25 protein-coding genes are annotated in these 26,458 nt (G+C 59.2%); 12 read left to right on the forward strand and 13 right to left on the reverse strand.

Annotation, left to right across the window (positions count from 1 at the left end; translation table 11 throughout):
* Positions 1-121 precede the first annotated feature (121 nt).
* From ACR0KG_RS07355 to alr, 5 genes are read right to left on the reverse strand one after another with little or no spacing between them, the layout of a single operon-like run.
* On the reverse strand, positions 122-571 hold the full coding sequence (locus ACR0KG_RS07355) for a paraquat-inducible protein A (RefSeq protein WP_480826872.1): 450 nt from the start codon (positions 569-571) through the stop codon (positions 122-124).
* Complete coding sequence (locus ACR0KG_RS07360) at positions 568-969, reverse strand: hypothetical protein (RefSeq protein ID WP_480547044.1); 402 nt, start codon at positions 967-969, stop codon at positions 568-570. The genes ACR0KG_RS07355 and ACR0KG_RS07360 overlap by 4 nt, the downstream gene beginning before the upstream one ends.
* Positions 969-1,715, reverse strand: a complete 747-nt coding sequence (locus tag ACR0KG_RS07365; protein WP_480826873.1) for an ABC transporter ATP-binding protein — start codon at positions 1,713-1,715, stop codon at positions 969-971. The genes ACR0KG_RS07360 and ACR0KG_RS07365 overlap by 1 nt, the downstream gene beginning before the upstream one ends.
* Positions 1,712-2,494 carry an MlaE family ABC transporter permease gene (locus tag ACR0KG_RS07370; protein WP_170530368.1) on the reverse strand — a complete coding sequence of 261 codons (783 nt, stop codon included), beginning with the start codon at positions 2,492-2,494 and terminating at the stop codon, positions 1,712-1,714. The genes ACR0KG_RS07365 and ACR0KG_RS07370 overlap by 4 nt, the downstream gene beginning before the upstream one ends.
* Positions 2,491-3,525: an alanine racemase gene (alr, locus tag ACR0KG_RS07375; RefSeq protein WP_480826875.1), complete on the reverse strand. Its 1,035-nt coding sequence runs from the start codon at positions 3,523-3,525 to the stop codon at positions 2,491-2,493. The genes ACR0KG_RS07370 and alr overlap by 4 nt, the downstream gene beginning before the upstream one ends.
* Before the next feature lie 228 nt (positions 3,526-3,753).
* Between alr and ACR0KG_RS07380 the strand changes: the two genes are divergently transcribed.
* Positions 3,754-4,293 (forward strand): GNAT family N-acetyltransferase, encoded by a 540-nt coding sequence (locus ACR0KG_RS07380; RefSeq protein ID WP_480542720.1) that lies wholly within the window; start codon positions 3,754-3,756, stop codon positions 4,291-4,293.
* Positions 4,294-4,296: 3 nt separating this feature from the next.
* On the opposite strand, the gene ACR0KG_RS07385 is transcribed toward ACR0KG_RS07380, so the two are convergent.
* The 5 genes from ACR0KG_RS07385 to ACR0KG_RS07405 form a co-directional block, all read right to left on the reverse strand.
* A complete protein-coding gene (locus ACR0KG_RS07385) occupies positions 4,297-5,787 on the reverse strand; it encodes a replicative DNA helicase (protein WP_170530363.1) in 1,491 nt (496 codons plus the stop codon).
* Positions 5,788-6,012: 225 nt separating this feature from the next.
* Positions 6,013-6,693 carry an orotate phosphoribosyltransferase gene (locus ACR0KG_RS07390; protein WP_480826876.1) on the reverse strand — a complete coding sequence of 227 codons (681 nt, stop codon included), beginning with the start codon at positions 6,691-6,693 and terminating at the stop codon, positions 6,013-6,015.
* A gap of 286 nt (positions 6,694-6,979) precedes the next feature.
* On the reverse strand, positions 6,980-7,456 hold the full coding sequence (locus ACR0KG_RS07395; RefSeq protein ID WP_480826877.1) for a CinA family protein: 477 nt from the start codon (positions 7,454-7,456) through the stop codon (positions 6,980-6,982).
* Positions 7,453-7,950, reverse strand: coding sequence for a phosphatidylglycerophosphatase A family protein (locus ACR0KG_RS07400; protein WP_209253716.1), 498 nt, complete (start codon positions 7,948-7,950; stop codon positions 7,453-7,455). Before ACR0KG_RS07400 ends, ACR0KG_RS07395 begins: the two co-directional genes overlap by 4 nt.
* Positions 7,947-9,077, reverse strand: a complete 1,131-nt coding sequence (locus tag ACR0KG_RS07405; protein WP_480826878.1) for a bifunctional 2-C-methyl-D-erythritol 4-phosphate cytidylyltransferase/2-C-methyl-D-erythritol 2,4-cyclodiphosphate synthase — start codon at positions 9,075-9,077, stop codon at positions 7,947-7,949. Before ACR0KG_RS07405 ends, ACR0KG_RS07400 begins: the two co-directional genes overlap by 4 nt.
* A 184-nt stretch (positions 9,078-9,261) precedes the next feature.
* Between ACR0KG_RS07405 and dusB the strand changes: the two genes are divergently transcribed.
* From dusB to ACR0KG_RS07440, 7 genes are all read left to right on the forward strand, one after another.
* Complete coding sequence (gene dusB / locus ACR0KG_RS07410; RefSeq protein WP_480826879.1) at positions 9,262-10,245, forward strand: tRNA dihydrouridine synthase DusB; 984 nt, start codon at positions 9,262-9,264, stop codon at positions 10,243-10,245.
* Complete coding sequence (locus ACR0KG_RS07415; RefSeq protein WP_480547064.1) at positions 10,242-11,324, forward strand: two-component system sensor histidine kinase NtrB; 1,083 nt, start codon at positions 10,242-10,244, stop codon at positions 11,322-11,324. Before dusB ends, ACR0KG_RS07415 begins: the two co-directional genes overlap by 4 nt.
* Positions 11,324-12,691: a sigma-54-dependent transcriptional regulator gene (locus tag ACR0KG_RS07420; protein WP_170530339.1), complete on the forward strand. Its 1,368-nt coding sequence runs from the start codon at positions 11,324-11,326 to the stop codon at positions 12,689-12,691. The genes ACR0KG_RS07415 and ACR0KG_RS07420 overlap by 1 nt, the downstream gene beginning before the upstream one ends.
* Before the next feature lie 99 nt (positions 12,692-12,790).
* Positions 12,791-15,079 (forward strand): sensor histidine kinase NtrY-like, encoded by a 2,289-nt coding sequence (locus ACR0KG_RS07425; protein WP_480547066.1) that lies wholly within the window; start codon positions 12,791-12,793, stop codon positions 15,077-15,079.
* Positions 15,076-16,485, forward strand: a complete 1,410-nt coding sequence (gene ntrX / locus ACR0KG_RS07430) for a nitrogen assimilation response regulator NtrX (RefSeq protein WP_170530335.1) — start codon at positions 15,076-15,078, stop codon at positions 16,483-16,485. Before ACR0KG_RS07425 ends, ntrX begins: the two co-directional genes overlap by 4 nt.
* 27 nt (positions 16,486-16,512) lie before the next feature.
* On the forward strand, positions 16,513-17,109 hold the full coding sequence (locus ACR0KG_RS07435) for a helix-turn-helix transcriptional regulator (RefSeq protein WP_480826880.1): 597 nt from the start codon (positions 16,513-16,515) through the stop codon (positions 17,107-17,109).
* A gap of 43 nt (positions 17,110-17,152) precedes the next feature.
* The gene (locus tag ACR0KG_RS07440; RefSeq protein ID WP_480826881.1) at positions 17,153-18,316 is read left to right on the forward strand and encodes an MFS transporter; all 1,164 of its coding nucleotides are present in this window, start codon (positions 17,153-17,155) and stop codon (positions 18,314-18,316) included.
* Here ACR0KG_RS07440 and ACR0KG_RS07445 read toward each other — a convergent pair.
* The gene (locus ACR0KG_RS07445) at positions 18,308-18,787 is read right to left on the reverse strand and encodes a hypothetical protein (protein WP_480542742.1); all 480 of its coding nucleotides are present in this window, start codon (positions 18,785-18,787) and stop codon (positions 18,308-18,310) included. The genes ACR0KG_RS07440 and ACR0KG_RS07445 overlap by 9 nt on opposite strands.
* Before the next feature lie 96 nt (positions 18,788-18,883).
* On the opposite strand from ACR0KG_RS07445, the gene trkA reads away from it, so the two are divergent.
* From trkA to hflX, 4 genes are all read left to right on the forward strand, one after another.
* The gene (gene trkA, locus ACR0KG_RS07450; protein ID WP_480547072.1) at positions 18,884-20,260 is read left to right on the forward strand and encodes a Trk system potassium transporter TrkA; all 1,377 of its coding nucleotides are present in this window, start codon (positions 18,884-18,886) and stop codon (positions 20,258-20,260) included.
* The gene (locus ACR0KG_RS07455) at positions 20,260-21,798 is read left to right on the forward strand and encodes a TrkH family potassium uptake protein (RefSeq protein WP_480826882.1); all 1,539 of its coding nucleotides are present in this window, start codon (positions 20,260-20,262) and stop codon (positions 21,796-21,798) included. The genes trkA and ACR0KG_RS07455 overlap by 1 nt, the downstream gene beginning before the upstream one ends.
* Before the next feature lie 130 nt (positions 21,799-21,928).
* The gene (gene hfq, locus ACR0KG_RS07460; RefSeq protein ID WP_010440340.1) at positions 21,929-22,168 is read left to right on the forward strand and encodes an RNA chaperone Hfq; all 240 of its coding nucleotides are present in this window, start codon (positions 21,929-21,931) and stop codon (positions 22,166-22,168) included.
* The gene (gene hflX / locus ACR0KG_RS07465) at positions 22,168-23,439 is read left to right on the forward strand and encodes a GTPase HflX (RefSeq protein ID WP_480547076.1); all 1,272 of its coding nucleotides are present in this window, start codon (positions 22,168-22,170) and stop codon (positions 23,437-23,439) included. Before hfq ends, hflX begins: the two co-directional genes overlap by 1 nt.
* On the opposite strand, the gene ACR0KG_RS07470 is transcribed toward hflX, so the two are convergent.
* Together ACR0KG_RS07470 and ACR0KG_RS07475 are read right to left on the reverse strand one after the other, a co-directional pair.
* Positions 23,436-23,837: a nuclear transport factor 2 family protein gene (locus tag ACR0KG_RS07470; RefSeq protein ID WP_480547078.1), complete on the reverse strand. Its 402-nt coding sequence runs from the start codon at positions 23,835-23,837 to the stop codon at positions 23,436-23,438. The two genes, hflX and ACR0KG_RS07470, sit on opposite strands and share 4 nt — an antisense overlap.
* A gap of 107 nt (positions 23,838-23,944) precedes the next feature.
* A complete protein-coding gene (locus tag ACR0KG_RS07475; protein ID WP_480826883.1) occupies positions 23,945-26,407 on the reverse strand; it encodes a penicillin acylase family protein in 2,463 nt (820 codons plus the stop codon).
* Between the last annotated feature and the right edge of the window lie 51 nt (positions 26,408-26,458).

Raw genomic sequence — 26,458 nt, forward strand, 5'->3', positions numbered from 1 at the left:
CTTTGGTGCCTTAGGATGGGCGGTTCTTCAAGCCCTTGTGGGCTTTCATCTCCGCCGATAGCGCGCAGCGGGCTCGGGCCCTGCGGGCCGTCACCCGCAGCGGGCGCATCCGCGCCGGGCGTCAGGTAGGGGTTTGTGCCTTTGCCTGCCGTTCGGTCAGAAGGCCCAGCACGAGCGATGCGAGTATGCAGAGCGTGAACAGGTAGAGGCCCCAGGCGGTCTCAATCGTGGCGTAAGAGATGCCCTTGGCCAGCGTGATATAGAGCGCGATCAGGAAGATATCGGCCATTGCCAGCTTGCCGAGGATGTTCAGCGCGGGCTGGACGCGGGCGTCCAGCAGGTTCCACTGAATCAGCGCGGTGCCGATGGTTTTGATATATGGGGCGAAGAGGGCGAAGATGGTGACGACCAGCGCCAGGAAGACGTCGGATTTCCATAAGGACTGGAGGCCGGTGATGACGCTGATCTCGCTGAGGCCGAAAATTGGAAGCAAGCCGGCGCGCATCAGCGGGGCAAACCACGCGATGGGGTAGAGGATCAGGAGGGAGAGAGTGGCGAGGCGGAGGGTCATATCACGCCAGTTTGCTGAAGTTTGAATGCACTCCACCCAAACAAGACCACCATGAGCACAAAGAATGTTACCACCAAAATGGCAGTTCTGCGGACGTTCGATGCTATTCTGAATAGCTCTTTGTGAAGTACAAAGGCAGAAATTGCGACACCAAGAACTGCTGGAAGTGTCACGAGCAAATTTACCGTCTCCAGGCTGAACGCGATAGCATTCGAGATCAACGCACCGGGAACAAAGCCGTACAAAAACGCTTTTATTACTGGTTTCATTACATTGAATGCGCGAACAGGAGAGAAAATCAAACCATGTATGGAGAAGATCCTGATGAACCAGACGATCAATACCGAGTTGAAGTAGATTCCTGGCAATGAAAAGATAAAAAGTTGAACTGAATTCATCACCGAACCGCCTCAATCGGCCCGTCAGCGCTGCCGCTGATGAATTGCTCCATATAGGGATCGCCCGAGGCATCCATCTGAGCCACAGGCCCCGTCCACTGGATCACCCCGCCATGCAGCATCGCCACATTGTCGGCAATGGCGCGGACCGAGCTCATGTCGTGGGTGATGGTCATGGCGGTTGCCCCCATCTCGGTCACGATTTCGCGGATCAGATCGTTGATGACGCCGGACATGATCGGGTCCAGACCCGTCGTGGGTTCGTCGAAAAAGATGATCTCGGGCTCGGCGGCGATGGCGCGGGCGAGGCCGACGCGTTTTTGCATGCCGCCGGACAGTTCGGCGGGCAGGCGGTCAGCCACGTCGGGTTTCAGGCCCACGCGGCGCAGTTTCTCGATGGCGATCTCTCGCGCCTCATCCGCCGGGCGTTTCAGTGAGCCGCGCAGCAGGCGGAAGGCGACGTTTTGCCAGACGGGCAGTGAATCAAACAGCGCCGCGCCCTGAAACAGCATGCCGAACCGGGCCAGAAACGCATCGCGGTCGCCTTTGGTGGCGTCTTTGCCGTCCACATAGATCATGCCGCTGTCGGGCTGGATCAGGCCCAGAATGCATTTCAGCGCCACCGATTTACCCGTTCCCGAGCCGCCGATGATGACCATCGAGGTGCCTTTGGGGATCTCAAGGTCCATGCCTTGCAAGACGCGGTTGTCGCCAAAGGCTTTATGTACGTTCTCCATCCGGATCATAGCGAGAAGAACACCCCTGTGAGTACGAAATTGGCGGCCAGGATCAGCACGGCTGCGGCCTCGACCGAGCCCTTGGTGGCGCGGCCCACGCCCTGCGCGCCACGGCCCGAGGACATACCGTAATAGCAGCCCATGATGGCGGCGATCATGCCAAAGGCGGCGCCTTTGACCAGGGACGAGACGATGTCGCGCGTCTCAAGAAAATCCACGGTGTTTTTCAGATAGGCCGCCGGGTTGAAGCCCAGATTTTGCGTGGCAACGGTGTAGCCGCCCATGATGCCGATGATATCCCCAACCGCGACCAAGGCAGGCACGGTGATCAGCGCCGCCAGCACACGCGGTGCGGTCAGGTATTTCATCGGGTGGGTGGACAGGGTGACCAGCGCGTCAATCTGTTCAGTCACTTTCATCGTCGCGATCTCAGCGGCGATGGAGGAGGTCACGCGGGCAGCGATCATCAGGCCGACCAGCACCGGCCCAAGCTCTCGCACCATGCCGATGGCAACGATCTGGGGCACTACAGCTTCGGCATTGAAACGCGCACCGCCTGCGTAGATTTGCAAGGCCAGCGCGCCGCCGGTGAAGATCGCGGTCAGGCCGACCACGGGCAGGGACAGCCAACCGATATTCAACAGCGCCATGGCGAATTCACGCGGGTAGAACGGAGGGCGGAAGATATGAGAGATTGCGTCCAGCGCAAACAGTGCCACGCGTCCAAACGCGGCCAGTACGGTCAGGACAGCGCGACCCAATCCGCTGAGCAGTAAGACAGGGTTCATTCCACATAACCCCGCGAATACCGGCGACCCATCGAGGTCAGGATTTCATAGCCAATTGTGCCCGCTGCCTCGGCCAGATCATCCACCGTTTGATGCCCGTTCAGGATACGCAGGCGTTCCGGGTCCTCAGGCAGGTCGGTGACATCGACCGTGATCAGGTCCATTGAGATGCGTCCCACGACGGGACAGGGCTGATCGCCCGCAAATGTGTCGATCCCGCCACCGATGGCGCGGTGCAGGCCATCCGCATAGCCCGCTGCAACCGTTGCGATGCGCGACGGGCGTCGGGCGGTCCAGCTGTTGCCGTAGCCAACGGTTTCGCCAACCTCAAGCGCGCGCACCTGGATCACCGGCAGATCGACCGTGACAACCGGTTTGGCCCCGGCAAAGGGCATCCCGCCGTATAGGCCGATCCCTGGACGGCAGAAGTCAAAGTGAAACTCTGGCCCCAGAAGCGTGCCACCGGTGGCCGCCAGCGAGCGCGGCGCGGTTATGCCATCAGTCATTTCCCGGAAGGTCTTCAGCTGTTGCTGGTTCATCGGATGATCGGGTTCGTCCGAACACGCCAGATGAGACATCACGACAACCGGGTTCAGCACCTCGACCTTTGGGCGCAGATCGGCCCAATCGGCCGGTTCAAGACCCAAGCGGTTCATGCCGCTGTCCAGCTGAATGCCAAAGGGATGATCTGGTAGCGCCTGCATATGGCGCTGGAACTGCTGGGGTGAGTTGATCAGGGGCGTCAGGTCATGGGCACGCAGCAGGTCCGCATCCCCCTCCATATGGCCGGAAAACACACAGATCAGCGGCCCCGGCCCAATGGCCTGACGCACGGCTGCGCCCTCCTCGGCGACCGCGACGAAAAACTTGCGCACGCCTTCTTCGGCCAATGCATCGCTGACCGGCCCAGCGCCCAGCCCATAGCCATCAGCCTTGACCACGGCGGCGGTTTCAACGTCGGTCTGTGCATCCAGCGCCCGCCAGTTGCTGGCAAGAGCCTGAAGATTGATTGTCAGTCGTGCGGTACTCATGGCGTTGTTCATGACATTGCGCCGTATAAGGTCAAGAGGGAATGACGCTTTTGCGACGCCGTTTCAGCGTTGTATGCGCGGCAACCGGCGAAATTTGCCAAGTTCTTGTGAATTCTGGCAGTTTGTTGCTGTGATCATGGTATGTGAGATCGCGAAGGCGCGCTGCTTTGTTCAGGTGCGGCCTTCCAGTTTTTAGCGGCAAAGCAGATGCAATGCCCGGAGGGGATCATGGAGTTTTCGAACGGTAAAGGATCAGATGTTCAGGCTGTGGTCGATCTGTTTCAGGACGTCTTTTCAGCCTCGGAGGGCGCTGATGAAGGTGCGCTGATCGGCGCGTTTGTGCAAGATTTGCTGAGCAGGACGCCTGAGGCAGATGTGATGCTTTCCACCGCGTATCAAGACATGGAACTGGTGGGCGCTGTTGCGTTTTCCAGGATCACCTATCCGCAAGACAGCCGAGATGTCTTTATCCTGTCACCGATGGCGGTGCGAACGGACCGGCAGAAATCGGGGATCGGGCAGGCTTTGATCACATACGGTCTGGACCAGCTGCGAAACTTCGGTGTCGATGTGGTGCTGACCTATGGCGATCCGAACTACTATTGCAAAACCGGGTTTCTAGCCATTTCAGAAGAGATCGCGCAGCCGCCTCTGAGGCTCAGCTATCCGCATGGTTGGCTGGGGCAATCTCTGGACGGGCGCGAACTGACCCCGCTAAAGGGGCCATCGCATTGCGTTGCGGCGCTGAACAATCCTGCCTTGTGGTAGGGGTCAGTAGCCTTCGATCTCGCCGCCCTGTTGCCAGGGTTTGACGAGATTGCCAAAACGGGTGAACTGGGCCTCGAACGACAGCTCGACCGTGCCAATGGGGCCGTGGCGTTGCTTGCCGACGATCACTTCGGCCTTGCCATGCAGGCGTTCCATGGCTTGCTTCCACTCTTCCATCTTGTCCAGCTCATGATCGCCGGGCTTTTCGCGTTCCTTGTAGTATTCCTCTCGGAACACGAACATCACCACATCCGCATCCTGTTCGATCGAGCCCGATTCCCGCAGGTCGGACAGTTGCGGGCGTTTATCATCACGGTTTTCAACCTGACGCGACAGCTGGGACAGGGCGATCACCGGGATGTTCAGCTCCTTGGCAATCGCCTTCATGCCCATCGAAATCTCAGCGATTTCGTTGACACGGTTGTCCGACATGCCCCGGCACAGCTGCAGATAGTCGATCACCAACAGGTCCAGCCCATGGGTCCGTTTCAGCCGACGTGCGCGGGCAGCAAGCTGCGCGATAGGCAGGGCCGGGGTGTCGTCGATGAACAGCGGGCAGGCTTCCAGTTCCTTGGCGGCATCCACGAAGCGCCGGAACTCGGCCTCGGTCATGTCGCCCTGACGGATCTTGTGGCTGGAAATCTCCGAAGCTTCGGCCAGAACTCGGCCTGCCAACTGTTCGGCACTCATTTCAAGCGAAAAGAACCCCACGACGCCGCCGTCAATCGCGCCTTCGCTGCCATCAGGCTTGGTGCCGCGTTTATAGGCCTTCGCCACGTTGAACGCCACGTTGGTCGCAAGCGAGGTTTTACCCATAGAGGGACGGCCGGCAAGAATGATCAGGTCCGATGGATGCAAGCCACCCAGCTGCTTATCCAGATCGGCCAGACCGGTCGAGATGCCGGCCATCCCGCCCCCACGCTGGTATGCTTCGTTGGTGACGTTGACGGCTTCGGTGACCGCCTTGAGGAAGGATTGAAAGCCCTGTTCTGTCTGGCCTTGCTCGGACAGCTGATACAGCTGCTGCTCGGCCTCGACGATTTGTTCCTTCGGTTCGCTGGACACCTCGACCCGCGCCGCCTTGTCCGAGATATCTCGACCCAACCGGATCAGCTCGCGCCGGATGGCCAGGTCATAGATCATTTGGGCATAGTCATGGACGGCAAAAGCACTGATCGAGGCCCCGGCCAGTTTGACCAGATAGGCCGGGCCACCAAGCTCTTTCAGGCCCTCATCTTCGGCCATGAAGGATTTCAGCGTGACGGGCGAGGCGAGTGCATTCTTGGCGATGCGGGTCGCCGCGACCTCGTAGATGCGCGCATGAACCGGGTCATAAAAATGCTCGGCCCCGATGATCGAGGCAACCCGATCATAGAGATCATTATTGGTCAGAATCGCACCCAGAAGCTGCTGTTCGGCCTCAATGGAATGCGGCATGGTTTCGGCGTTTTGAATCTGTGCCGCTGCCTGCTCGATACTGCTGATCTCGTTCATCTTGTCCCCGCTGCCCGTTCGGAGGTTTTACACAGGAAACACCGCCGCAAGCTATCTGGAAATACCTGTGGGTAACTTGCGGTAAGGCCTAGGGATAACTTTCCCGGCGGATTGGATGCCCGTGTATGCGCAGCCTATTATGTATGAATTGAGTGAAAAGTCACCAGATATCGTGGCTGCATGGCCGATTCTTCTGGGCTTATCCCCAATCTGCTCACAGGCAGCTTATGTGGTTTTGCGCGCGTCCTGCCACCCGCGCGGGTCGTTCAGGAAGGCTTCGACGCCGCTAAGGGTCTCTTCGTCAAAGGCCTTTTGCGCCTTGGCTTCGGCCAGAACATCCCACCAAGTGCACAGCGAATGCAGCTTCACGCCGTGATCGCCCAGTGTCTTTTCGGTCTCGGGGAAAATGCCATAGTAGAAGATCACTGCTGTGTGCCCGCAGGTCGCACCAGTTTCGCGGATCGCATCGACGAAGGACAGCTTTGACCCGCCATCAGTGGTCAGGTCCTCGACCAGCAGTACACGCTCGCCTTCGCTCATCGCGCCTTCGATCCGGGCGTTGCGGCCGTAGCCTTTGGGTTTCTTCCGCACATAGGTCATGGGCAGGCCCATCCGCTCGGCGACCATGGCGGCAAAGGGGATGCCGGCCGTTTCACCACCTGCGATATTGTCGAACGCCTCGAACCCGGCCTCGCGCATAACAGTAACCGTCAGGAAATCCATCAGGGTCGAGCGGATGCGCGGGTATGAGATCAGCTTGCGGCAGTCGATATAGGTGGGGCTGGGCAGGCCCGAGGCCAATGTGAATGGTTCGCGCGAATTGAAGTGAACGGCCTTGATCTCCAGCAGCATCCGCGCGGTCAGGCGGGCGATTTCGGTGCTGTCAGGAAAAGAACTGGGGATCATGGCGCAAACCTCTGGGCTGAAAGAGTGTTGCGGGCTGATAGCCTGTCCCTTGGGCCGGAGTCGAGAGGGCGACAAAAGAAAAGCGGACCCTTGCGGGGTCCGCTTTTTTGCCCTTTCGGGCCTTGCGGCCAAGGTGGGCTTGGCCGCTTGGGTCTTCGAGCCGGTCACGGTCTGCTGACTGATCGAGCCCGTGTTCCGGTCACCGCGTGTATGCGACCTAGGGCGATCCGTGCAACCGGTTTGATCGGTGCAAGGGGCGCAATTGACGCCAAGGCATCCATGCCATTTAGGTGAATTTCGAAAGCGCGTTATGCAACAGGTTCAGCGCATGATCGCGCGCTGCCAGCCGCACAGCATCGCGCCCGGGTGCGCCGAACTCCACAGTTTCGGTGTGGGTGGTCAGCCCCTCACCAGCCAGCCCGAAACACACACGCCCCTCGGGTTTGAATTCGGACGCTCCAGGGCCCGCGATGCCGGTGATTGAGACGGCCAATTGCGCCTGAGAGTTTCGCACTGCGCCTTCGGCCATTTCGCGCGCGACCTGTTCTGAGACTGCACCATGGGTTTCCAACGTTTTGGCTTGGACACCCAGCATGTCCTGCTTGGCGCGGTTGGTGTAGGTGACGAATCCACGCTCGACCACCGCAGAGCTGCCGGGAATGTCGGTTAGCGCGGCGGCGACCATACCGCCCGTGCAGCTTTCGGCAGTGGCGATCATCACGCCACGCGCCTTGGCCAAATCGAGCAGAGCAGCGACGGTCATAGCCCCAACACTCCGTGTGCGATCCCGGCCAGAACCATTACACCGATGGCGGCAAAGACCCCGGCGATTACATCGTCAAGCATCACGCCCATCGCGTCTCCTTTGCGATCGGCCCAGCCGACCGGGCCGGGCTTGGTGATGTCGAACAGTCGGAACAGCAGGAAGCCCGCGACCCAACCGGGCCAGAGCGCGGTGATCTCGATCCCATGTGCCCAGCTTGGATAGGAAATGGCCCAGAGCGCGATGAACTGGCCTGCGACCTCATCGACCACGATCTCGGACGGGTCGTGATCCTCTTGCCCGGCGGTCATCACTTTTGTGGCCCACAGCCCTGCGATGAAAACGACGAGTGTCGCGAGGACGAGCAGGGGGAAGCCGCCCAAAACGTGTAGGACCCAGACCAGGGGCAGAGCCGCAAGCGATCCCCATGTGCCGGGGGCAGGGCGCAGATAGCCAACGCCACAGACGGTTCCGATCAGACGCGCGATGCTCATGCTTTCACCAGACATGCGGTGGCGAGCGACGCGATACCCTCACTACGGCCTGTAAAGCCCAGACGCTCGGACGTGGTTGCCTTGACCGAGACCTGATCGGCGCGCAATCCCATGATTCTGGACATTTCTTCCCGCATCTTTTCAGCGTGAGGACCGATCTTTGGGTATTCACAGACCAGAGTACAATCAACGTTCGAGATGCGGTAACCCATGGTTTGGGCAAGCTCGACAGCGTGGCGCAGAAAAATCTCGCTGGCCGCACCCTTCCACTGCGAGTCTGACGGGGGGAAATGTTGGCCAATATCCCCCTGCGCCAATGCGCCATAGATCGCATCCGTCACAGCGTGCATGCCGACATCTGCATCGGAATGACCTTGCAGCCCGCGGTCATGTGGCACTTTCACACCGCACAGGATCACATGATCCCCGTCACCAAACCGGTGCACGTCATAGCCGTTGCCCAGCCTTACATCCATATTCAGCCCCAATATCCGTTCTGCCCGGGCAAAATCCTCGGGTCGTGTGATTTTGATATTGTCCGGATCGCCCGGCACGATGGTCACGTCCAGCCCGGCGGCACGTGCGACCTCGACATCATCCGCTGCGCTGCCCGAATGGGCCGCATGAGCGTCCGTGATCGCATCATAGTGAAAACCCTGCGGCGTTTGGGCCGCGAACAGACCTGTTCGATCCCGCGTTCCGGAAACCGTGCTCTCATCCCCGGTCCAAAGCGCGTCTGTAACGGCCAATCCGGGTGCGGCAGCCTGGCTTCTGCTCAGCGCGTGCAGCACGTTCTGAATGACGTCCGCACCCACGCAAGGGCGAGCAACATCATGAATCAAAACGTAATTTACTTCCCGGTCTGCCAGCGCATCCAGCCCGTTGCGGACAGATGTCGCTCGATCCGCGCCACCCGGGGCGAGGATCAGATCACTGTCCCGATAAGCCTCCCAAGCCCCCGAATCGTCGGGTGATAGCACGAGTACAATCTGTTCGACTTGTGTGCGAAACCTGTCGATCGTCCAGTCGGCTACCACGCGCCCGCCCAGCATGCGCCATTGCTTGGGCGTGCCTCCTCCGGCGCGGGTTCCGCGACCGGCGGCAACGATGATGGCGGCGGTTGTCATACTGACGTTTGCTCCGTTGATTTTGGCCATTGTTTAGGGGGCGGTGAATGCAGAGGCAATCACCCGCGTCAATCTGCCTAAAAATTAAGCGAGTGATGATTTTGCAGGCTTGTGGGTGGTCGTTTTGTTGTTCATATGCCCCGGATTCGATATCAAAACCCCAACTGCTCAAGGATTAAGCACGTTGACCCTGCATTTTGCTGACAAAACTCTGAACCCGCCTGTGCTGCTGGCACCAATGGCTGGAATCACGGATCGCCCGTTCCGCGATCTGGTGATGCGGTTCGGCGCAGGCATGGTCGTCAGCGAAATGGTCGCCAGCCAGGAGATGGTGCAAGCCAAGCCTGGCGTGCGCGAACGGGCGGAACTGTCGGCGGATGTCGAGAACACCGCCGTACAGCTTGCCGGGCGCGAGGCGCATTGGATGGCCGAGGCCGCCCGTCAGGTTGCCGATCGGGGCGCGCGGGTGATCGACATCAACATGGGCTGCCCGGCCAAGAAGGTGACCAATGGTTATTCCGGCTCGGCCCTTCTGAAAACGCCAGATCATGCCCTGACCCTGATCGAAGCGGTGGTTGAGGCGGTCGATGTACCCGTCACCCTGAAAACGCGGCTGGGCTGGGATGATGCGCTGCTGAACGCGCCTGATGTGGCGCGCCGGGCCGAAGGGGCGGGTATCAAGATGGTCACGATCCATGGGCGCACGCGCTGTCAGTTCTACAAAGGTCACGCCGATTGGCAGGCGATCCGAGCGGTGAAACAGGCTGTGTCGATTCCCGTCATCGCCAATGGCGATATTGTTGATACCAAAGCGGCCCACACGGCGCTGGATCAGTCGGGCGCAGATGGCGTTATGGTCGGGCGGGGCGCACAGGGAAAACCCTGGCTTCTGGCGCAGATATGCCACGACATCTACGGCACCGACGCACCTGAAATCCCCAAGGGCGCTGAATTGGTCGCGATGGTGCGCGCGCACTATCAAGCCATGCTCGAATTCTACGGCACTGATCTGGGCCTGCGCGTCGCGCGAAAGCATCTGGGCTGGTACATGGATGAAGCCGGAACACCCGCGCCCCTGCGCCGGGCTGTTTTGACCTCACGTGATACGCAAGAGGTGCTGCGCCTGCTTGGTGAGGCGCTGGATTGTGCAGCTGAGGTGGCCGCATGAATTCGGATCAGAGCATTTGGAACTCGCTACCCGTTCCGGCCTTCATCATTGACCAGGAGGATCGGATTTCCGATGTGAACTCCTCGGGCGAGGGTTTCCTGAACGCGTCGCGCAAATCGGTGATCGGTCATCCGGTCTGGGACCAGATCGCTGTGGATGCCCCACTGGAAGAGGCGTTCCTGCGCGCGCGTCATCAAGGCACGCCCCTGTTCGTCAATGATGTCGATGTCGGGTCGGGTAACCGCGCGCCGCTGCAATGCGCGCTACAGATCGCGCCGCTGGTCGGGCATCCGGGATCAATGATCATGATCATCTCGCCACGCGAATTGGCGGGGCGCATGACACGTGGCAACACAGTTAAGTCAGCAGCACAATCCGCCATCGGTATGGCAGAGATGTTGGCGCATGAAATCAAGAATCCTCTGGCTGGCATCACGGGCGCGGCGCAGCTTCTTAGCATGAATATCTCAGCGCAAGACCTTGAACTCACAGATCTTATCGTGGCCGAAAGCCGCCGCATCGTGAAGCTGTTGGAGCAGGTTGAGCAATTCGGAAACCTGCAGCAGCCTGATTTCAAACCGGTCAACATTCACGACGTTCTGGACCGCGCGCGCCGTTCGGCCTTGCTGGGGTTCGGTGCGGACATGACCATTATCGAGGATTATGATCCATCGCTGCCGCTGGCCTATGGTGATCCCGATCAAATCCTGCAAGTGGTTCTGAATCTGTTGAAAAACGCGTCCGAGGCCGCTGGCCCGAATGGTGGCACGATTCGTCTGCGCACCTATTTCGAGCATTCGTTCCGCCTGCGTCGTAGTGACGGCTCGGGTCATTCGTTGCCGCTGCAGATTGAGATCATCGATGATGGCCCCGGACTGCCCGAGGACATTCGCAGCGACATTTTCGACCCGTTTGTCTCGGGCAAGGAAAATGGAACGGGTTTAGGGCTGGCGCTGGTCAGCAAGATCATCTCGGACCATCGCGGCTGGATCTCGGCCGATTCCATTCCGGGACGCACTGTTTTTAAACTGTCGCTGCGCCGCGCACCGGCAGAGAGCATAACGAAGGAGAGCACCTGATGGATGGCACCGTTCTGGTTGCAGATGACGATCGCACGATCCGAACAGTACTGACTCAGGCCCTGACACGGGCCGGATGCAAGGTGCATGCCACCTCTTCGCTGACTACGCTGATGCGATGGGTAGGTGAAGGCAAGGGGGACGTGGTGATTTCGGATGTCGTCATGCCGGATGGGAACGGTTTGGAAATGCTGCCGAAAATCGCGCTGGATCGCCCCGGTTTGCCGGTGATTGTGATATCGGCCCAGAATACCATCATGACTGCGATCCAGGCGGCTGAGGCGGATGCCTATGACTACCTGCCCAAACCCTTCGATTTGCCCGATTTGATGAAACGCACCGCGCGCGCACTGGAACAAAAGCAGCGGTTGCAATCGGAACCCGAGGCAGAAGCAAATGAACGCCCGGATGAGTTGCCTCTGGTCGGGCGCACATCCGTCATGCAGTCTCTGTATCGTTTAGTTGCACGTGTGATGAACACCGATCTGTCGGTCATGATTTCTGGTGAAAGTGGAACCGGTAAGTCCCTGATCGCGCGGGCAATTCACGACTTCTCAGATCGTCGTACATTGCCCTTTGTAACCGCCACTGCTGCAGACCTGCGTGATTTGGAGGGGCCCGCCCGTGTCATGGCGCGCGTGCGTGGAGGTACGCTGTTGATTGATGAGATCGCCGATCTGGATGATGAGCTTCAGGCGCGCATCGTGCGCATGATGGACACCCCCGGCGATCACGTGCCGCGTTTCATGGCCACGAGCCAGTCGGATCTGGCCGAAGGTATGGAAGGTGGTCGCATCCGGCAGGATCTTTACTACCGCCTATGCGGCGCGACGATCCACGTACCGGCCCTACGCGAGCGCGTGGATGATATCACCTTGCTGGCCGAGCATTTTCTGGCCCGCGAAGAGCGTGATAGCGGCACTAAGCGCTGGCTCAGCCCGGATGCGGTTGAACTGATCCGTCGCTACTCATGGCCCGGCAATGTGCGGCAGTTAGAGAACGCGGTCCGCCGTCTCAGCCTGACCAGCCGGGCCGATGAAATCTCAAAAGCCGAGGTTGAGATGGTATTGGGCAGCCAGCCCGAGGCTGAACCTGTGCTGGGCGGGGGCGAGCGCGAGAAATTGTCCACCTCGGTGGAACGGCATCTGCGGCGCTACTTTGATCTGCACGGCAACATGCTGCCGCCTCCGGGCCTGTATCAGCGCATATTGCGTGAGGTTGAGGCCCCGCTGATCGAAATCGCATTGGAGGCAACCGGTGGCAATCAGGCAAAATGCGCTGATTTGCTTGGGATTAACCGAAATACGCTGCGGAAAAAGATCACAGACCTCGATATTCAGGTGACACGCCGTCGCAAACTGATGTAATATCGCCACACAAACCGTGGCATCCGGGTATCTCCGGGGAAACGACCACGACATATGGCGGTCAGTCGCACAAGCGACACATCAGGATGAGGGCAGACGGTGGCAACCCGAGCACAGAGCGGGATTATCCCATCGATTAGTCGATGGCGAAAATCCCGAAAACTGCGCAATTTCGGCACCTTGGGGCTGGTTCTTCTAGGGCCAGTGCTGGCGCTTGCTACCTATCTGGTCATTGGTCCCTTTGACCTGGGCGCGACCGCTCCGACCCTGCGCCTGATTCTGCTTGCCGACCTTGTTTACGTCCTTGTCGTGGCGGCCCTGGTGCTCAGCCAGCTTGGTTCGCTAATCGCAGCCAGACGCGCAAAATCGGCGGGGTCTCGCCTGCATTTGCGTCTGATCGGGGCGTTTACGCTCTTGGCGCTGGTGCCGACGGTCACGGTTGCCATCTTCGCAGGTCTGACTGTGAATATCGGCCTTGAGGGCTGGTTTTCGGACCGTGTGCGTCAGGTTGTCGGGTCATCGCTGACTGCGGCTGAGGCGTATGAGCTGGAACACCGGCAGGGTCTGACCCAGGATGCCGCTGTTCTGGCGCTGTTTCTGGACAATGCGCGGGCCCGCGATTTCTATATCTCGGACGCGGAATTGCGTGAGGTTCTGGCGCAGGGGCAGGCGCAAATCCAACGGGGGCTGCGCGAGGCTTACGTGATCGATGGCAGCGGCGAAATCCGGTCGCGCGGGGATCGATCCTACCTGTTCAGTTACGAAAAGCCCACGCCCGAACAGATGGTCGAAGCGGCAGACACCGGTTTGTTGATCATCGCCGATTGGGAGAACAACGAATTCCGCGCGCTTGTGCCGCTGCAGGCCTATCTGGACCGATACCTCTATGTCAGCCGTGAGGTCGATGGTCAGCTACTGACCCTGCTGGACGATACCAAGGAAACGGCGCAGTTCTACCAGCAGCTTGAAAGCGAACGCGGCAGGGTGCTTTTCAACTTTGGCCTTCTATATTTGGGGTTTGCCCTGATCCTTATCCTTGCCGCGATGTCTTTGGGCATGTGGTTTGCCGAACGCCTGTCGCGACCTGTCGGCCGTCTGACTACAGCCGCGCAACGCGTCGGCGCCGGCGACCTGAGCGTACAGGTCATTGAAGAGGCCAGCGACGACGAAATTGCGATGCTGGGCAGGTATTTTAACCAGATGACCCGGCAGCTTAAAGGCCAGCGCGATACGCTGCTGGAAAACACACGCCAGATCGAAAGCCGCCGCCGATTGTTCGATTCCGTGCTGAGTTCGGTCACATCGGGCGTTGTGGGTGTTGACCCCGAAGGCGATGTAACCTTCGTAAACCGCTCAGCCGAGCGTCTGCTGGACTGGTCGCGGGGCGAACAGCATCTGTCGATCGGTATCGCAGTGCCCGAATTCCTGCCGCTGTTTGAAAGCCTGAAAGAGGGCGGGCAAGAGGCCGTACAGGGTGAGATCAAGGTAACCCGCAAAGGGCAGTTGGAGAACCTGCTTGTGCGCATGTCCACGCGGCGGGGCGAGGATGGTACGCTTGAGGGCTACGTGGTGGCCTTTGACGATGTCACCGATCTGGTCAGCGCCCAGCGTATGGCCGCCTGGGGCGATGTGGCCCGGCGCATCGCGCATGAGATCAAGAACCCGCTGACGCCGATTCAATTGAGCGCGGAACGGATCAAGCGCAAGTTCTCGTCCAAACTGGATGAGGCAGATTGCGACACCCTAGAATCGATGACTGATGTGATCGTTCGACAGACCAATGACCTACGGCGCATTGTTGACGAGTTCTCAAAATTTGCACGTATGCCGGAACCAGAGCGGCGACAGGAGGATGTGGTTGCTCTGGTACGCGAGGCCGTTTTGCTGCAGCAGGCAGGGCAACCGGATGTGCAAATAGATGCAGATCTGCCGGAACAGCCGATCACGGCTGATCTGGATGCAACCATGTTGAATCAGGCTTTGACAAACTTGATCAAGAACGCAGGCGAAGCCATTGGAACCTTGAAAGAAAAAGGCGCACCCGAGAATCTGAAGCCACAGATCAAAGTGGCTGTTTCCACGGATGATGCGGGAACGATTGTCACGATTGCCGACAATGGCATCGGCCTTCCTGAGGATCGTGCGCGGTTGTTTGAGCCTTATGTGACCACGCGCGACGAAGGGACCGGGCTGGGCCTGCCCATCGTCAAGAAGATAATCGAAGAACATGGCGGAGCGCTGACTTTGGAAGACGCGCCCGTATTCGACGGACAGGACCATTTCGGCGCAATGGCAGTGATCCGTTTGCCGGGAGCAAACCTCCCACCAAATTCAGCGCCACAAAAACAGGCGACTAAAACCAACAAACTGAAAGCAGGCCAAAGATGAGCGACATTCTGATCGTAGATGACGAACGCGATATTCGCGAACTGGTGTCCGACATTCTGGAGGACGAAGGCTATTCCACCCGGCTGGCGGCAAACTCGGATGAGTGCATGTCGTCAATCAATTCTGAGCCGCCGGGGCTGTTGATCCTGGATATCTGGCTGAAAGACAGTCGCATGGACGGAATCGATATCCTGAAAGCTGTAAAGCGTGACAACCCGGATGTGCCGGTGGTGATTATTTCCGGTCACGGCAATATCGAAATCGCCGTCGCCGCGATCAAACAGGGCGCGTATGACTTTATCGAAAAGCCCTTTAACATCGACCAGTTGATGGTGGTGATCCGCCGCGCGATGGAGACCTCGCGCCTGCGCCGCGAGAATGCTTCGCTCAAGCGCAAAGAAGTCAGCAGCTCGGACATGATCGGCAAATCCGCGTCATTCCGGGCGATGCAGGGCCAGTTGGACAAGGTTACCAAGTCCAATGGTCGTGTGATGCTGAGCGGCCCGGCCGGGTCGGGCAAGGAAATTGCGGCTCGCTATATCCACGCGCATTCAAACCGCGCCAATGCGCCTTTTGTGACGGTCAACTGTGCCGGGATTGAGCCCGAGCGGGTCGAAGAGGTGTTGTTCGGGCGCGAAAGCTCTGAACGCGGGGTGGAATCGGGCTTGCTGGAAGAGGCCCATGGTGGCGTTGTCTACTTCGATGAGGTCGCCGATATGCCCCTAGGCACGCAGTCCAAAATCCTGCGTGTGCTGGTGGATCAGCAGTTCCAGCGTGTCGGCGGCAGCGACAAGGTAAGGGTGGATTTGCGCGTCATATCCTCGACCAACAAGGATCTGGACGAAGAGATCGCAGCCGAACGGTTCCGGGAAGAACTGTATCACCGTCTGAACGTTGTGCCAGTAGACGTGCCCTCGCTAGAAGACCGGCGCGAGGATATTCCGGTTCTGGCCCAGCATTTCATCGAAATGTGCAATGAAACCCAAGGTTTGCCGATGCGTGAGCTGTCGGAAGAGGCCGTAGCCCTGCTGCAAACCATGACCTGGCCCGGCAATGTGCGTCAGTTGAAGAACCTGATCGAACGTGTTCTGATCCTTGGTGATGGCACCGGCCCGATTGAGGCGCGCGAGCTGCCAAGCGATGAAGACAAAACCGAGGATTCAGGCCGGGTTGTCCTGTCGGGTGCTCTGGCGACACTGCCGCTGCGCGAAGCGCGTGAGGCGTTCGAGCGGGAATACCTGCTGACCCAGATCAATCGCTTTGGTGGCAATATCAGCCGCACCGCCAGCTTTGTCGGGATGGAGCGCAGCGCGCTGCATCGCAAGCTGAAATCGCTGGGGGTTGTGACCTCGAACAAATCCGGGGCGCGGGTGGCGCAAATAGACGAGCCGGAACCGGCAGAGTAATCTGCTGGTCACATAAGGCAGGAGTCGATGCATACAGTTCCGTCAGAACCGGGTGGTGTCAGCCTTAGGTCTCGCGCCTATCCGGGTTTCGGCAAACGCCTGAAGCGCCTGCGCCAATCTATTGGCTATAAGCAATCGCATCTGGCCGAGTTGTTGCAGGTCGATCAGGCGACCATTTCCCGATGGGAGCGAGGCGGACAAACTCCGCCACCGGAAACGCAGCAGGCGGTCTTTGCTTCGTTCGGACCGACGCGCGTAGATGACAGCGCCCTGCGACGACTGGTTGAGACCTCATCGGATTGCCTTCATCTAGTCGAGGAAGCCAGCCATAGATGCCTTGCCTATTCCGCCAGCCGGGCAAGGGACTGGAAAACCAGCCAGAACGCGTTGTTGGGCGTATCGCTCTGGCAGTTTGCAACCGAGGAGATTCAACAGGCCGAGGCTGAGCTGGATCAGGAAGGGTGGTGGGAGGCCCACACACCCACTCCAAAGTCCTTTCTGACCTCCGAGGCTGTGCATGATCGCATACGCATCAGCGCCGGAGAGATCATGTGGGAACGGCTGTATCTGTCGGATGGAACGCCCGTGCGGCTGGTCAGCGGGTCGCGGCGCCAGACCGCATAATTTATGCGTTCCCCGACATGACGAGGCGCTGTAGAAGCGCCTTATGATTCAGCTGTTTCAGGTTCTCTTACTTTGGCTGGCCGGGTTGGGTGCGGCCACGCAGTTTGCCAAGATTGCTGTGCCATTCCCCGAGGTATTGCAACTCTACCCCGATCACGCCGAAACCATGGGTTGGCTGCTGTCGATCATCAGCCTGCTTGGAGCTGTTCTTGGCGCCGTGTCCGGGTCAATCGTGGGTCGTGTGGGGCCGATCAAACTGTTGATATTCGGCCTTGTACTTGGTGGCGCACTTTCGATCTTTCAGGCGACGGGGCCGGGGTTTCAGATCATGCTCGCCAGCCGGTTTGTCGAGGGCCTGTCCCATTTGGCAATTGTTGTGGCGGCACCAACCTTGATTGCGCAGATCACAACCGGCAAAGCGCGCAACATGGCCATGGTTTTATGGAGCACCTTCTTCGGCGTGGCCTTTGCACTGAATGCCTGGCTTGGGCTGCCCTTGGTCGAAAACTATGGCTTGTCCGTCTACTTTGCGTTGCATGGCATCCTGATGATCGCCATCGCGGCATTGATCTTGATCCTTCGGCCAAAGGACATGCAGAAGGCTGAGCCCGCACCGTGGCTTTGGCGAGAGCTTTGGGCAGTACATTTGCGCACCTATCGCTCTCCCTTCGTATCGGCGCCGGCAATAGGCTGGTTTTTCTACACTCTGACGTTCGTTTCACTGCTTGCGATCCTGCCGGGGCGCTTGCCGGATGACATCAGCGCGACTGTTGCGGGTCTGATGCCGCTGGCCGGGATTGCGCTGAGTCTGGTGGCGGTGCCGGTTTTGCTAAACCTGATGTCCGGCGTCGCGGTGGTTAATCTGGGGTTTGCCCTGGGCATCCTGTCTATCTTGGGCGTTTTTGCCGGTCTGCCGTTGGAGTTGGCCTGTATCGCACTGTTTGCGGTGTTGGGCCTTGTGCAAGGCGGTAGCTTTGCAGCTGTGCCAATTCTGAACCAAACCGCTGAAACGCAGGCGCTCGGCTACGGGGCGATGGCGCAGATGGGCAATGCGGGCAATTTGCTGGGTACCCCGGTTTTGCTGGCGGTTCTGTGGCGGGTCGATGAGGCCGGTATGCTGATAAGCGTGATCGCGATTTACGCCCTTGCCATCTTGGCGCATTGGGCGCTGGCCCGCGGGCGTGCCGCTAACAGGGGGTCAGCCTGATTGACCGGGCGAAATGATCTGGAACGAGCCGTCATCGAATTTGACGAAACAGGATTGTGTGGTCAGCGGTGGCAATGTCGTCGTGCGCTGCACGGGAACACCTGATTTCACAGCGCGTTTGCAGGGTGGTAGGCTCACAGGGCGATAGCCCTTTTGGGCCATGCATTGTGCCTCGACCTTGTTGCGCAGGTTCTTGTTCACGTCGACCGTGTAGATCTGACCGGGCTCCCACCAGCCGGGCGAGCGATAGCAGGACCCACGCCCATCGCAATATGTCCTGCCTGGCCAATAGGTTGGCGGCCCTTGCCGGACCTGATTTGCAACCGGCGCATCCTTGAGCGCCTGAACCTGACATTGCGTAGTCTCGGTCTGCATGCGCGAGACGCTTTCGCCCTCTTGATAATACAGTGACAGCGGTCCACAGGCGGACAGCGCCATCAGTGAAATCATAAGGGGACCAAGCGTTTTCATGTGCTTATCTTGCCCCACACCGGTGGGGATGACAATTCAATTGACCGTATCGGGGGCATCTGTCATTCAAAGATTTCAGGCAGAAGGGCCAGAAACATGAAGGTCATCATTTGCGGTGCGGGTCAGGTGGGTTGGCAGATCGCACGGCATCTTTCCGGCGAATTGAACGACGTGACCGTGGTGGATAACAATCCTGATCTGGTGCGCCGCGCGACCGAGACACTGGATGTTCAGGGTATCGCAGGTTTCGCCAGCTATCCTGACGTGCTGGAGCGGGCAGGGGCTCGTGATGCCGATATGATCATCGCCGCGACCCACTCGGACGAGGTGAATATGGTCACCTGTCAGATGGCTCATTCGGTTTTCGCCATCCAGCGCAAGATCGCGCGGTTGCGGTCGAAATCTTATCTCGAAGCGATCCATTCCGACCTATACCGCCGCGATCACCTACCCATTGATGTTGTGATCAGCCCAGAACGCGAGGTGGCTGCCGCCGCCATGCGTCGCCTGTCGGCCCCGTCGGCCTTTGACACCGAGATGTTCATGGACGGCAAGGCGCAGCTGTTGGGCATCCGCATCGAAGAGGATTGCCCTATTGTTAATACGCCCCTGCGCCAGCTGACGGATTTGTTCTCGACCCTGAGTTCGATTGTTGTGGGTGTTCGGCGCGAAGGAACATTGTTCGCTCCGGAATCCGAGGATCAGCTTTTTGTCGGCGACGAATGCTATGTCTTTGCCAGCGTACAAGACGTGGATCGTACGATGGAGGTGTTCGGCAAGTCGCAGAAACGCCAGGACCGGGTGGTGATCGTTGGCGGGGGTAATGTTGGTCTGGAAGTCGCACATACCTTAGAAGAGCGTGAAAGCCGTGTTCGCGCGAAGATCATCGAACGTGATCGTCACTGTGCTGAAAAGGCCGCCGAGGCGCTGGAACGGACGATTGTTCTGAATGGTGATGGGCTGGATTCGAACCTGCTGAGAGAGGCCGGGATTGACCGTGCAGATGCGATGCTGGCCGTCACGGATGACGATCGCACCAATATGCTGGCGGCTGTACGCGCCAAGGCCGAGGGCTGTGCCTTGGCGATTGCGCTGATCAACGATCCGTCGATGGTGGCTTTGATGGGGCCGCTAGGCATTGACGCCTATATTAATCCGCGCGCGACAACTGTCAGCTCGATCCTGCGCCATATTCGCCATGGCCGGGTGCGGCAGGTCTATTCCATCGGCGATGCCGAGGCCGAGGTGATCGAGGCCGAGGTTCTATCGACCTCGCCCATGGCCGGACAGAAACTGCGCGACATTGATTTCCCTGAAGGCGTTTTGGTTGGAGCAATTCGCAAAGGCGATGAGCTGTTGCGCCCCACCGGCAGTCTGCGGATCGACGAAAAGGATGTGGTCGCCATCTTTGCCATGGCCAAGGATGTGCCCGAGGTGGAACGGCTGATGCAGGTCTCGATCGATTTCTTCTGATGGCGCGCGTTAAATCACAACGGGTCGGGGTATTGCGGCGGTTGCCGCTGTTTCTGCTGATCTGGGGATGCGTTTCGGTTTCGATGTGGATACCCGCGATCTTTGCATTGGTGCTGGACGACCACGCCACGTCCCGGTCTTTTTTGTATTCCGGTCTCTTGGGCCTGTTTCTCGTGGCGACTATCGCATTGGCGGCGTCCAACCGAGTGCCTCGGCGAGGTACATTGGGCCAGTTGGCGGTGCTTTTGGGATGTTTTACGATCCTGCCGATCTTTCTGGCGATCCCGTTTCACGACGCGCTTGGCAACACAACCTTTCTGAACGCCTATTTCGATATGGTCAGCGCGCTGACGACGACCGGCGCCGATTTGTTTCCAAATCCGGATCGCCTGAGTGCTCCGCTGCATCTTTGGCGCGCACTTGTGGGGTGGATGGGCGGTTTGCTGATGTGGGTTTCGGCTGCTGCGATCCTGGCACCCTTGTCGTTGGGCGGGTTCGAAGTCACGGCGCAGGGCCAACCCGGACGCCCGGTCTCGGGCGTGGCGCAAAGTGAGAAGATTGATCCGCGCGGTCGTTTGATCCGAGTGACCATGACCCTGACGCCGATCTATGCCGGGCTGACCGCCGTAATCTGCGTGCTGTTGTTGATCGCCGGAGAGCGCGAGCTGACCGCCATTTGCCACGCAATGTCGATTATGGCGACTTCTGGTATCTCTCCTGTGGGTGGGCTTGAAGGCGCACAGGCCGGTTTCACGGGTGAGGCGATCCTGTTTCTGTTCCTGTTCTTCGCCTTGTCCCGGCTGACTTTCTCGACAGACACAGCGACAAGCGGCTTTTCGCGGTTGGACAAGGACCCGGAATTCAGGATTGGCCTGATGATCGTGCTTGGAGTTGCCGTTTTGCTTTTTGTTCGCGTCTGGGTCGGTGTGAGTGAAATCGGGGGCCAGATGGAGCCCTTGCAAGCCCTTCACGTTATATGGGGGATGTTGTTTACTGCTTTGTCTTTTCTGACAACCGCCGGGTTTGAAAGTGCCAATTGGAATGATGCACAGCAAATTTCAGGGCTGGGGACACCAGGCTTGATCCTAATGGGTTTGGCGCTGGTTGGCGGCGGCGTGGCTACAACGGCCGGTGGGGTCAAACTGTTGCGGGTTTTTGCGCTGTACCTGAATGGCGCGCGCGAGATTGACCGCCTGATACATCCCTCATCGGTCAGCGGCGCCGATGGCGGCAATCGGCGGATCCAGAGTGACGGCGCCTTTATTGCGTGGATCTTCCTGATGCTGTTTGCCCTGACGCTGGCGGTTTTCAACCTGTTGCTTGCCGCAATGGGGGCGGGATTTGAACAGGCCATGGTTCTCAGCGTTGCCGCGCTGAGTACAACCGGGCCGTTGATCGAACTGGCGACCGACGTGCCGATCCGCCTGATCGATCTGTCGGCGGGGGCGAAACTGACCCTGTGCGCCGCAATGGTAATTGGCCGGTTGGAGGCTTTGGCCATCATCGCGTTGATCACCCCGTCGCTCTGGCGGGATTAAGCCAATGCGCGGTTGCGGCGTTACTGCCTGATTTTTAATCTGGAATATCTGAGCGCAGCACTCCATACTCCCCCGGAGGGAGCGCGTTGGTCCGCAGCGCGTAGCAAGAACAACGGCGAGTTAATAAAATATGGCTTCGGACAGACAGAATCTTCAGGACGCGTTCCTGAACAATGTACGGAAAGCAAAGGTCCCGGTCACGATTTTCCTGATCAACGGTGTAAAATTGCAGGGTGTGATCACCTGGTTTGACAATTTCTGCGTATTGTTGCGCCGCGACGGACAGTCGCAGTTGGTATACAAACACGCGATTTCGACGATCATGCCATCGCAGCCGATCAGCCTGTATGAGGGCGAAGACGCCTCTTGATGGAACATGAAAGGGCGCGCACCCGGGCCTGGGTGCTGCATCCTGAAATCAAATCAGATGAACAGCGCCGCGTTCCCGAACCGGCGCTGGAAGAGGCGGTGGCACTGGCTGCCGCATTGCCCGATCTGGATGTGATCGGGTCCGAGGTCGTGCGCCTGCAACGCGCCCAACCCGGGCTGCTGTTCGGCAGTGGAAAGATCGAGGAACTGGCCGAACGGCTGCATGACGCCGAGGTCGAGCTGGTTTTGATCGACGGACCGGTGACTCCGGTGCAGCAACGCAATCTGGAAAAGGCGTGGAAGGTTAAAATACTCGACCGGACCGGTTTGATCCTGGAAATCTTCAGCGATCGCGCCCGCACCCGCGAAGGGGTGTTGCAGGTCGAAATGGCGGCGCTCAGCTATCAGCGGACGCGACTTGTGCGGGCCTGGACCCACCTTGAACGTCAGCGCGGCGGATTGGGCTTTGTCGGTGGTCCGGGTGAGACGCAGATCGAGGCCGACCGGCGCGCCATTGATGAGCAACTGGTCCGGCTGCGCCGCCAATTGCAGAAAGTGGTTAAAACCCGAACCCTGCACCGCGCGGCGCGGGCCAAGGTGCCGTACCCGATCGTGGCCCTTGTTGGTTATACCAACGCGGGTAAATCGACGCTGTTCAACCGCCTGACCGGGGCCGAGGTGATGGCCAAGGACATGCTGTTCGCCACGCTGGACCCCACCATGCGACGGGTTGTTCTGCCTGACGGACCCGAAGTGATCCTGTCGGACACGGTGGGCTTTATCTCGAACCTACCGACGGAGTTGGTCGCTGCCTTCCGCGCCACGCTGGAAGAGGTGCTGGGCGCAGATCTGATCGTGCATGTGCGTGATATCAGCCATGACGACTCGCAGGCGCAGGCCGAAGATGTGCTGGCGATTCTGACCGCGCTGGGTGTTGATGATGAGCGCCCGATGCTTGAGGTCTGGAACAAGACCGACCTGCTGGAGACTGACGAGAAAGAGGCCACGCTGGCCCGGGCCGAGCGTGATCCGGCGATTTTCGCAATCTCCGCTGTGACCGGCGAAGGGGTCGACCCGTTGCTGGCCGAGATTGCGCGGAAACTGCAAGGCGTGCGCCATCAGATCACGCTGTCTCTGGGCTTTTCCGAGGGCGACAAGCGCGCCTGGCTGTTCCGTCAGGATGTGGTTCGATCTGAAGAGCAAACTGAAGACGGGTTTGAAATCACCGTCTTGTGGACCGAGAAGCAGGCCGCGCAATACGCGGGGCTCTAGGTCCCGTCCCGACCAACTTGCTTTTGATACTCTGCCAGATCAAACCACCAGCTTGAGGACCGTATCTTGTGGCTTGGGTCCAGCTCCCATTCCTCCCACCCGCGGGTCACGACCGCATTGCCTGTTTCGGTATGTTTGCCTTCCAGCGTCCAGACGAATAGGGCCCGGGGCCCGGCCCATCGCAGCATATCGCATCTCAGGTCAAGATCGGGGATCTCGGCAAACAGGTCTTGCGCCATCGAAGCAATCGCATCGCGGCCTTCCAAAGGTTCGCCGCCGTTGATCACCATCTGGCAATCCGCCGCGAAATAAGCTGCAACGGCAGCAGCGTCGCCAGAGCTCCAGGCGATGGCATAGTCGCGCGCAAGGTTGTTCAGGACGTCCCGAATGCTGGCCATGATTGCCCCCTTGGTCCCAGAAGATCGGTGTCGGGATGGTAGGGGAAATTCGTCAATCGTTCCATGACGCCCCGCCAAACAGGGCGGGGAGTCGCCGAATGGGCGGATTATTGCGGGATCAGATTGGTCACACCAACGGCGGCGGCGCGGGCCAGATCGATGTCCAGCGACATCGGGATATATTCGCCGCGCCGCCAAAGCTGTGCCTGATCATCGTAGTAGCGTGACAGGAAATGCCCGGATTGCCCGGTCGAAGTGATGAAGACCGAACTGTCAGGATCGGCGAAGTCATAGACACCGCGATAGCCTGCGCCGTGCACGTTCTGGAACGGGTCAGGCCCTTCGCCCGAGGTGCGACCGCGCAGCAATGTATTGTCCCCTCCGCTGGTCGATTGGCGGATGTTCACAAAATAGCGCAACACCGGCACCTCTCCCAAAACGGGGTGGTCGTGGGTTGCCTGATGGGCATCGCCCCAGCGCAGAGTTTCCAGCGCGCGGCCATAGTTCTCGGCGATCCAGATCAGGGCATCATCCAGCGCCAGTCGCGCCATGTCTGTACAGGTTTCAACCGGCGCACTTTGGCGCACATCACACCAGACAGAGGCGCCGTCGATATCGCGGTAGACACGTTCAATGAACAAAGGTTCGACATGTTTGTATTCGCTGGCTAGTGGGCCAAGCTCATCGGCGATCAAACGGATCTGCAGCGCGCGCAGCCAGGCGGCGTAAATCAGCGGTTCGGGCAGATGTTCATTCATCTCACCATTCCAGTCGGCCAACAGGGACAGAGCGATTTGGCGCTGACGTTCCGGCGTCCCCTCGGGGGCGGATTCGCCGGTAAACCACAGGTCAGCCCCGATCAGGGGCAGCAGTGACCGCGCCGTAAAGCTGACCGTGTCCAGTTGCGCTTCGATAAAGCTGTCGCGGGTGTGAACCTCGCGCGATTGCATCAGGCGTTCCCAACGATGGACGCGCTGGGTGTCGCCCCATTCGTATGAGACATGGTTGGGGAAGGGCCGGTCGATGATCTTGTTGTTGGTGTTGCCCAACAGCCCGCCGACCGGAGACACAAATTCCGGGTTATTGGCGTAAGGCAGGCGGCCTTGCCATCGGTTGGCCTCGATCCAGCCAGGTGTAGGGATGCGACCCTTGCTTTGATTGCGCAGGGCGCGCTGGGGCATTGCACCGATAAGCTTCATGCCAATGGTGTCCGTGTCGACCAGTGACAGGTTTTGCGAGGGTGAGATAAACAGTTCGGCGGTTTCGATGGCCTCTGATACCGAGTTCGCGTTCATCAGACCCATCGATGCGGTCATTGAAGTGTCGTTGGGGCTTAGCGCCGTCCACGACAAGGAGACGACATGACCTGGTGGTGTCACGGTTTCAAGATCGTAATGGCTGCCGGGCAGCACAGGACCATTCTCGGTCCAGCGCAAGGTCAGGGTGATTGGCGCCTCGTCTTTGATCTCAATGATTGAGGGGCGAGTGCGGAATTCCTTGTGTCCGTCGGGTGTCAGGTATTCTTCCGGGTTGTCTGGGTTCAATTGCTCGATATGCAGGTCCTGATCGTCCAGATAGGACGAAGTAAGGCCCCAACCGAGTTGATCGCTGCGTCCGCTCATGACGGCGGGAATGCCGGGGATCGTAGCACCTATCACGCCACCGTTTTCCAGCCCCAAATGGGCCAGATACCAGATGCCGGGCGCGGTGAACCCCAGATGCGGGTCGTTTGCCAATAGGGTGCCGCCGCTGGCTGAACGTGCGAGCGCTGCGGCCCAGGCGTTTGAGGCTCCCGCTAGCCCGCGTTTCGGGAAGGGCGACAGGGGCGTATCGGGCATCTCGGTGCCGGCCGCGTACCGGGGCAGGCCGGGGAACAGCTCGGCATACTCCGGCAAGGCTGCGATGCCGGCACCCGGAACGTCCGGCAAGATGTCAGCTAGGCGTGCTGGGTCGTTCAACATCAACGACGTGCGGGCGCGTAGAACTTCGTCTTGCAAGTGGCCGGAAAGCTGTAGTCCCATCAGCTTGATCACAGCGATGCTGTCGCCCGGTTGCCAGGGCGACACCGGCGCGTTGAACAGGAACATCTCGGGCGCGCCGCGCCCCAGCGCGTCTTCGTTGATTTGGCTCAGACGGGCGTTGACGCCTGCCGCATAAGCGCGCAACGCGGCTTTGGTATAGTCATCCTGGGCATCCAACGAACGATGGGCCAAGCCATACAAATCAAGGCGGCGCAGCAGCTTGTCGATGGGCACGGTACGGGCCCCGAAGATCTCGGACAAACGGCCCTGCGCGGTGCGGCGCATGACCGTCATTTGCCACAGGCGGTCCTGAGCATGGGCAAAACCCAGGCCAAAGAACACATCCGGGTCCGTTTCCCCAAGAATATGGGGGACGTTTGCGGTATCCCGTACGATCTCAACAGGGGAGGATAACCCTTGTACTTCAAGGGTTTGATCATAATCGGGCAGGGACTGGCTAGCCAGGTAATAGATCAAACCTATCGCTGCAAGCACCAGCAGGATCAGGCCTGAGGTGATGCGCACCAGCCAGCGAAAAACAAGACCCATAGTTGCCCCACTTACCCGTTCAGTTTCTGTTTGCGCAAAGACTAAAGGATG

It is taken from the genome of Ruegeria sp. H4, assembly GCF_056533065.1.

Coding starts and splice junctions, on each gene's coding strand:
- hfq (WP_010440340.1), top strand. CDS start 21,929: ATGGCTTCGGACAGACAGAATCTTCAGGACGCGTTCCTGAACAATGTA.
- ACR0KG_RS07365 (WP_480826873.1), bottom strand. CDS start 1,715: ATGATCCGGATGGAGAACGTACATAAAGCCTTTGGCGACAACCGCGTC.
- ACR0KG_RS07390 (WP_480826876.1), bottom strand. CDS start 6,693: ATGATCCCCAGTTCTTTTCCTGACAGCACCGAAATCGCCCGCCTGACC.
- ntrX (WP_170530335.1), top strand. CDS start 15,076: ATGAGCGACATTCTGATCGTAGATGACGAACGCGATATTCGCGAACTG.
- ACR0KG_RS07440 (WP_480826881.1), top strand. CDS start 17,153: ATGATTCAGCTGTTTCAGGTTCTCTTACTTTGGCTGGCCGGGTTGGGT.
- trkA (WP_480547072.1), top strand. CDS start 18,884: ATGAAGGTCATCATTTGCGGTGCGGGTCAGGTGGGTTGGCAGATCGCA.
- ACR0KG_RS07400 (WP_209253716.1), bottom strand. CDS start 7,950: ATGAGCATCGCGCGTCTGATCGGAACCGTCTGTGGCGTTGGCTATCTG.
- ACR0KG_RS07355 (WP_480826872.1), bottom strand. CDS start 571: ATGACCCTCCGCCTCGCCACTCTCTCCCTCCTGATCCTCTACCCCATC.
- ACR0KG_RS07445 (WP_480542742.1), bottom strand. CDS start 18,787: ATGAAAACGCTTGGTCCCCTTATGATTTCACTGATGGCGCTGTCCGCC.
- hflX (WP_480547076.1), top strand. CDS start 22,168: ATGGAACATGAAAGGGCGCGCACCCGGGCCTGGGTGCTGCATCCTGAA.
- ACR0KG_RS07370 (WP_170530368.1), bottom strand. CDS start 2,494: ATGAACCCTGTCTTACTGCTCAGCGGATTGGGTCGCGCTGTCCTGACC.
- ACR0KG_RS07475 (WP_480826883.1), bottom strand. CDS start 26,407: ATGGGTCTTGTTTTTCGCTGGCTGGTGCGCATCACCTCAGGCCTGATC.
- ACR0KG_RS07385 (WP_170530363.1), bottom strand. CDS start 5,787: ATGAACGAGATCAGCAGTATCGAGCAGGCAGCGGCACAGATTCAAAAC.
- ACR0KG_RS07455 (WP_480826882.1), top strand. CDS start 20,260: ATGGCGCGCGTTAAATCACAACGGGTCGGGGTATTGCGGCGGTTGCCG.
- ACR0KG_RS07435 (WP_480826880.1), top strand. CDS start 16,513: ATGCATACAGTTCCGTCAGAACCGGGTGGTGTCAGCCTTAGGTCTCGC.
- alr (WP_480826875.1), bottom strand. CDS start 3,525: ATGAGTACCGCACGACTGACAATCAATCTTCAGGCTCTTGCCAGCAAC.
- ACR0KG_RS07415 (WP_480547064.1), top strand. CDS start 10,242: ATGAATTCGGATCAGAGCATTTGGAACTCGCTACCCGTTCCGGCCTTC.
- ACR0KG_RS07395 (WP_480826877.1), bottom strand. CDS start 7,456: ATGACCGTCGCTGCTCTGCTCGATTTGGCCAAGGCGCGTGGCGTGATG.
- ACR0KG_RS07360 (WP_480547044.1), bottom strand. CDS start 969: ATGAATTCAGTTCAACTTTTTATCTTTTCATTGCCAGGAATCTACTTC.
- ACR0KG_RS07405 (WP_480826878.1), bottom strand. CDS start 9,077: ATGACAACCGCCGCCATCATCGTTGCCGCCGGTCGCGGAACCCGCGCC.
- ACR0KG_RS07380 (WP_480542720.1), top strand. CDS start 3,754: ATGGAGTTTTCGAACGGTAAAGGATCAGATGTTCAGGCTGTGGTCGAT.
- ACR0KG_RS07470 (WP_480547078.1), bottom strand. CDS start 23,837: ATGGCCAGCATTCGGGACGTCCTGAACAACCTTGCGCGCGACTATGCC.
- ACR0KG_RS07420 (WP_170530339.1), top strand. CDS start 11,324: ATGGATGGCACCGTTCTGGTTGCAGATGACGATCGCACGATCCGAACA.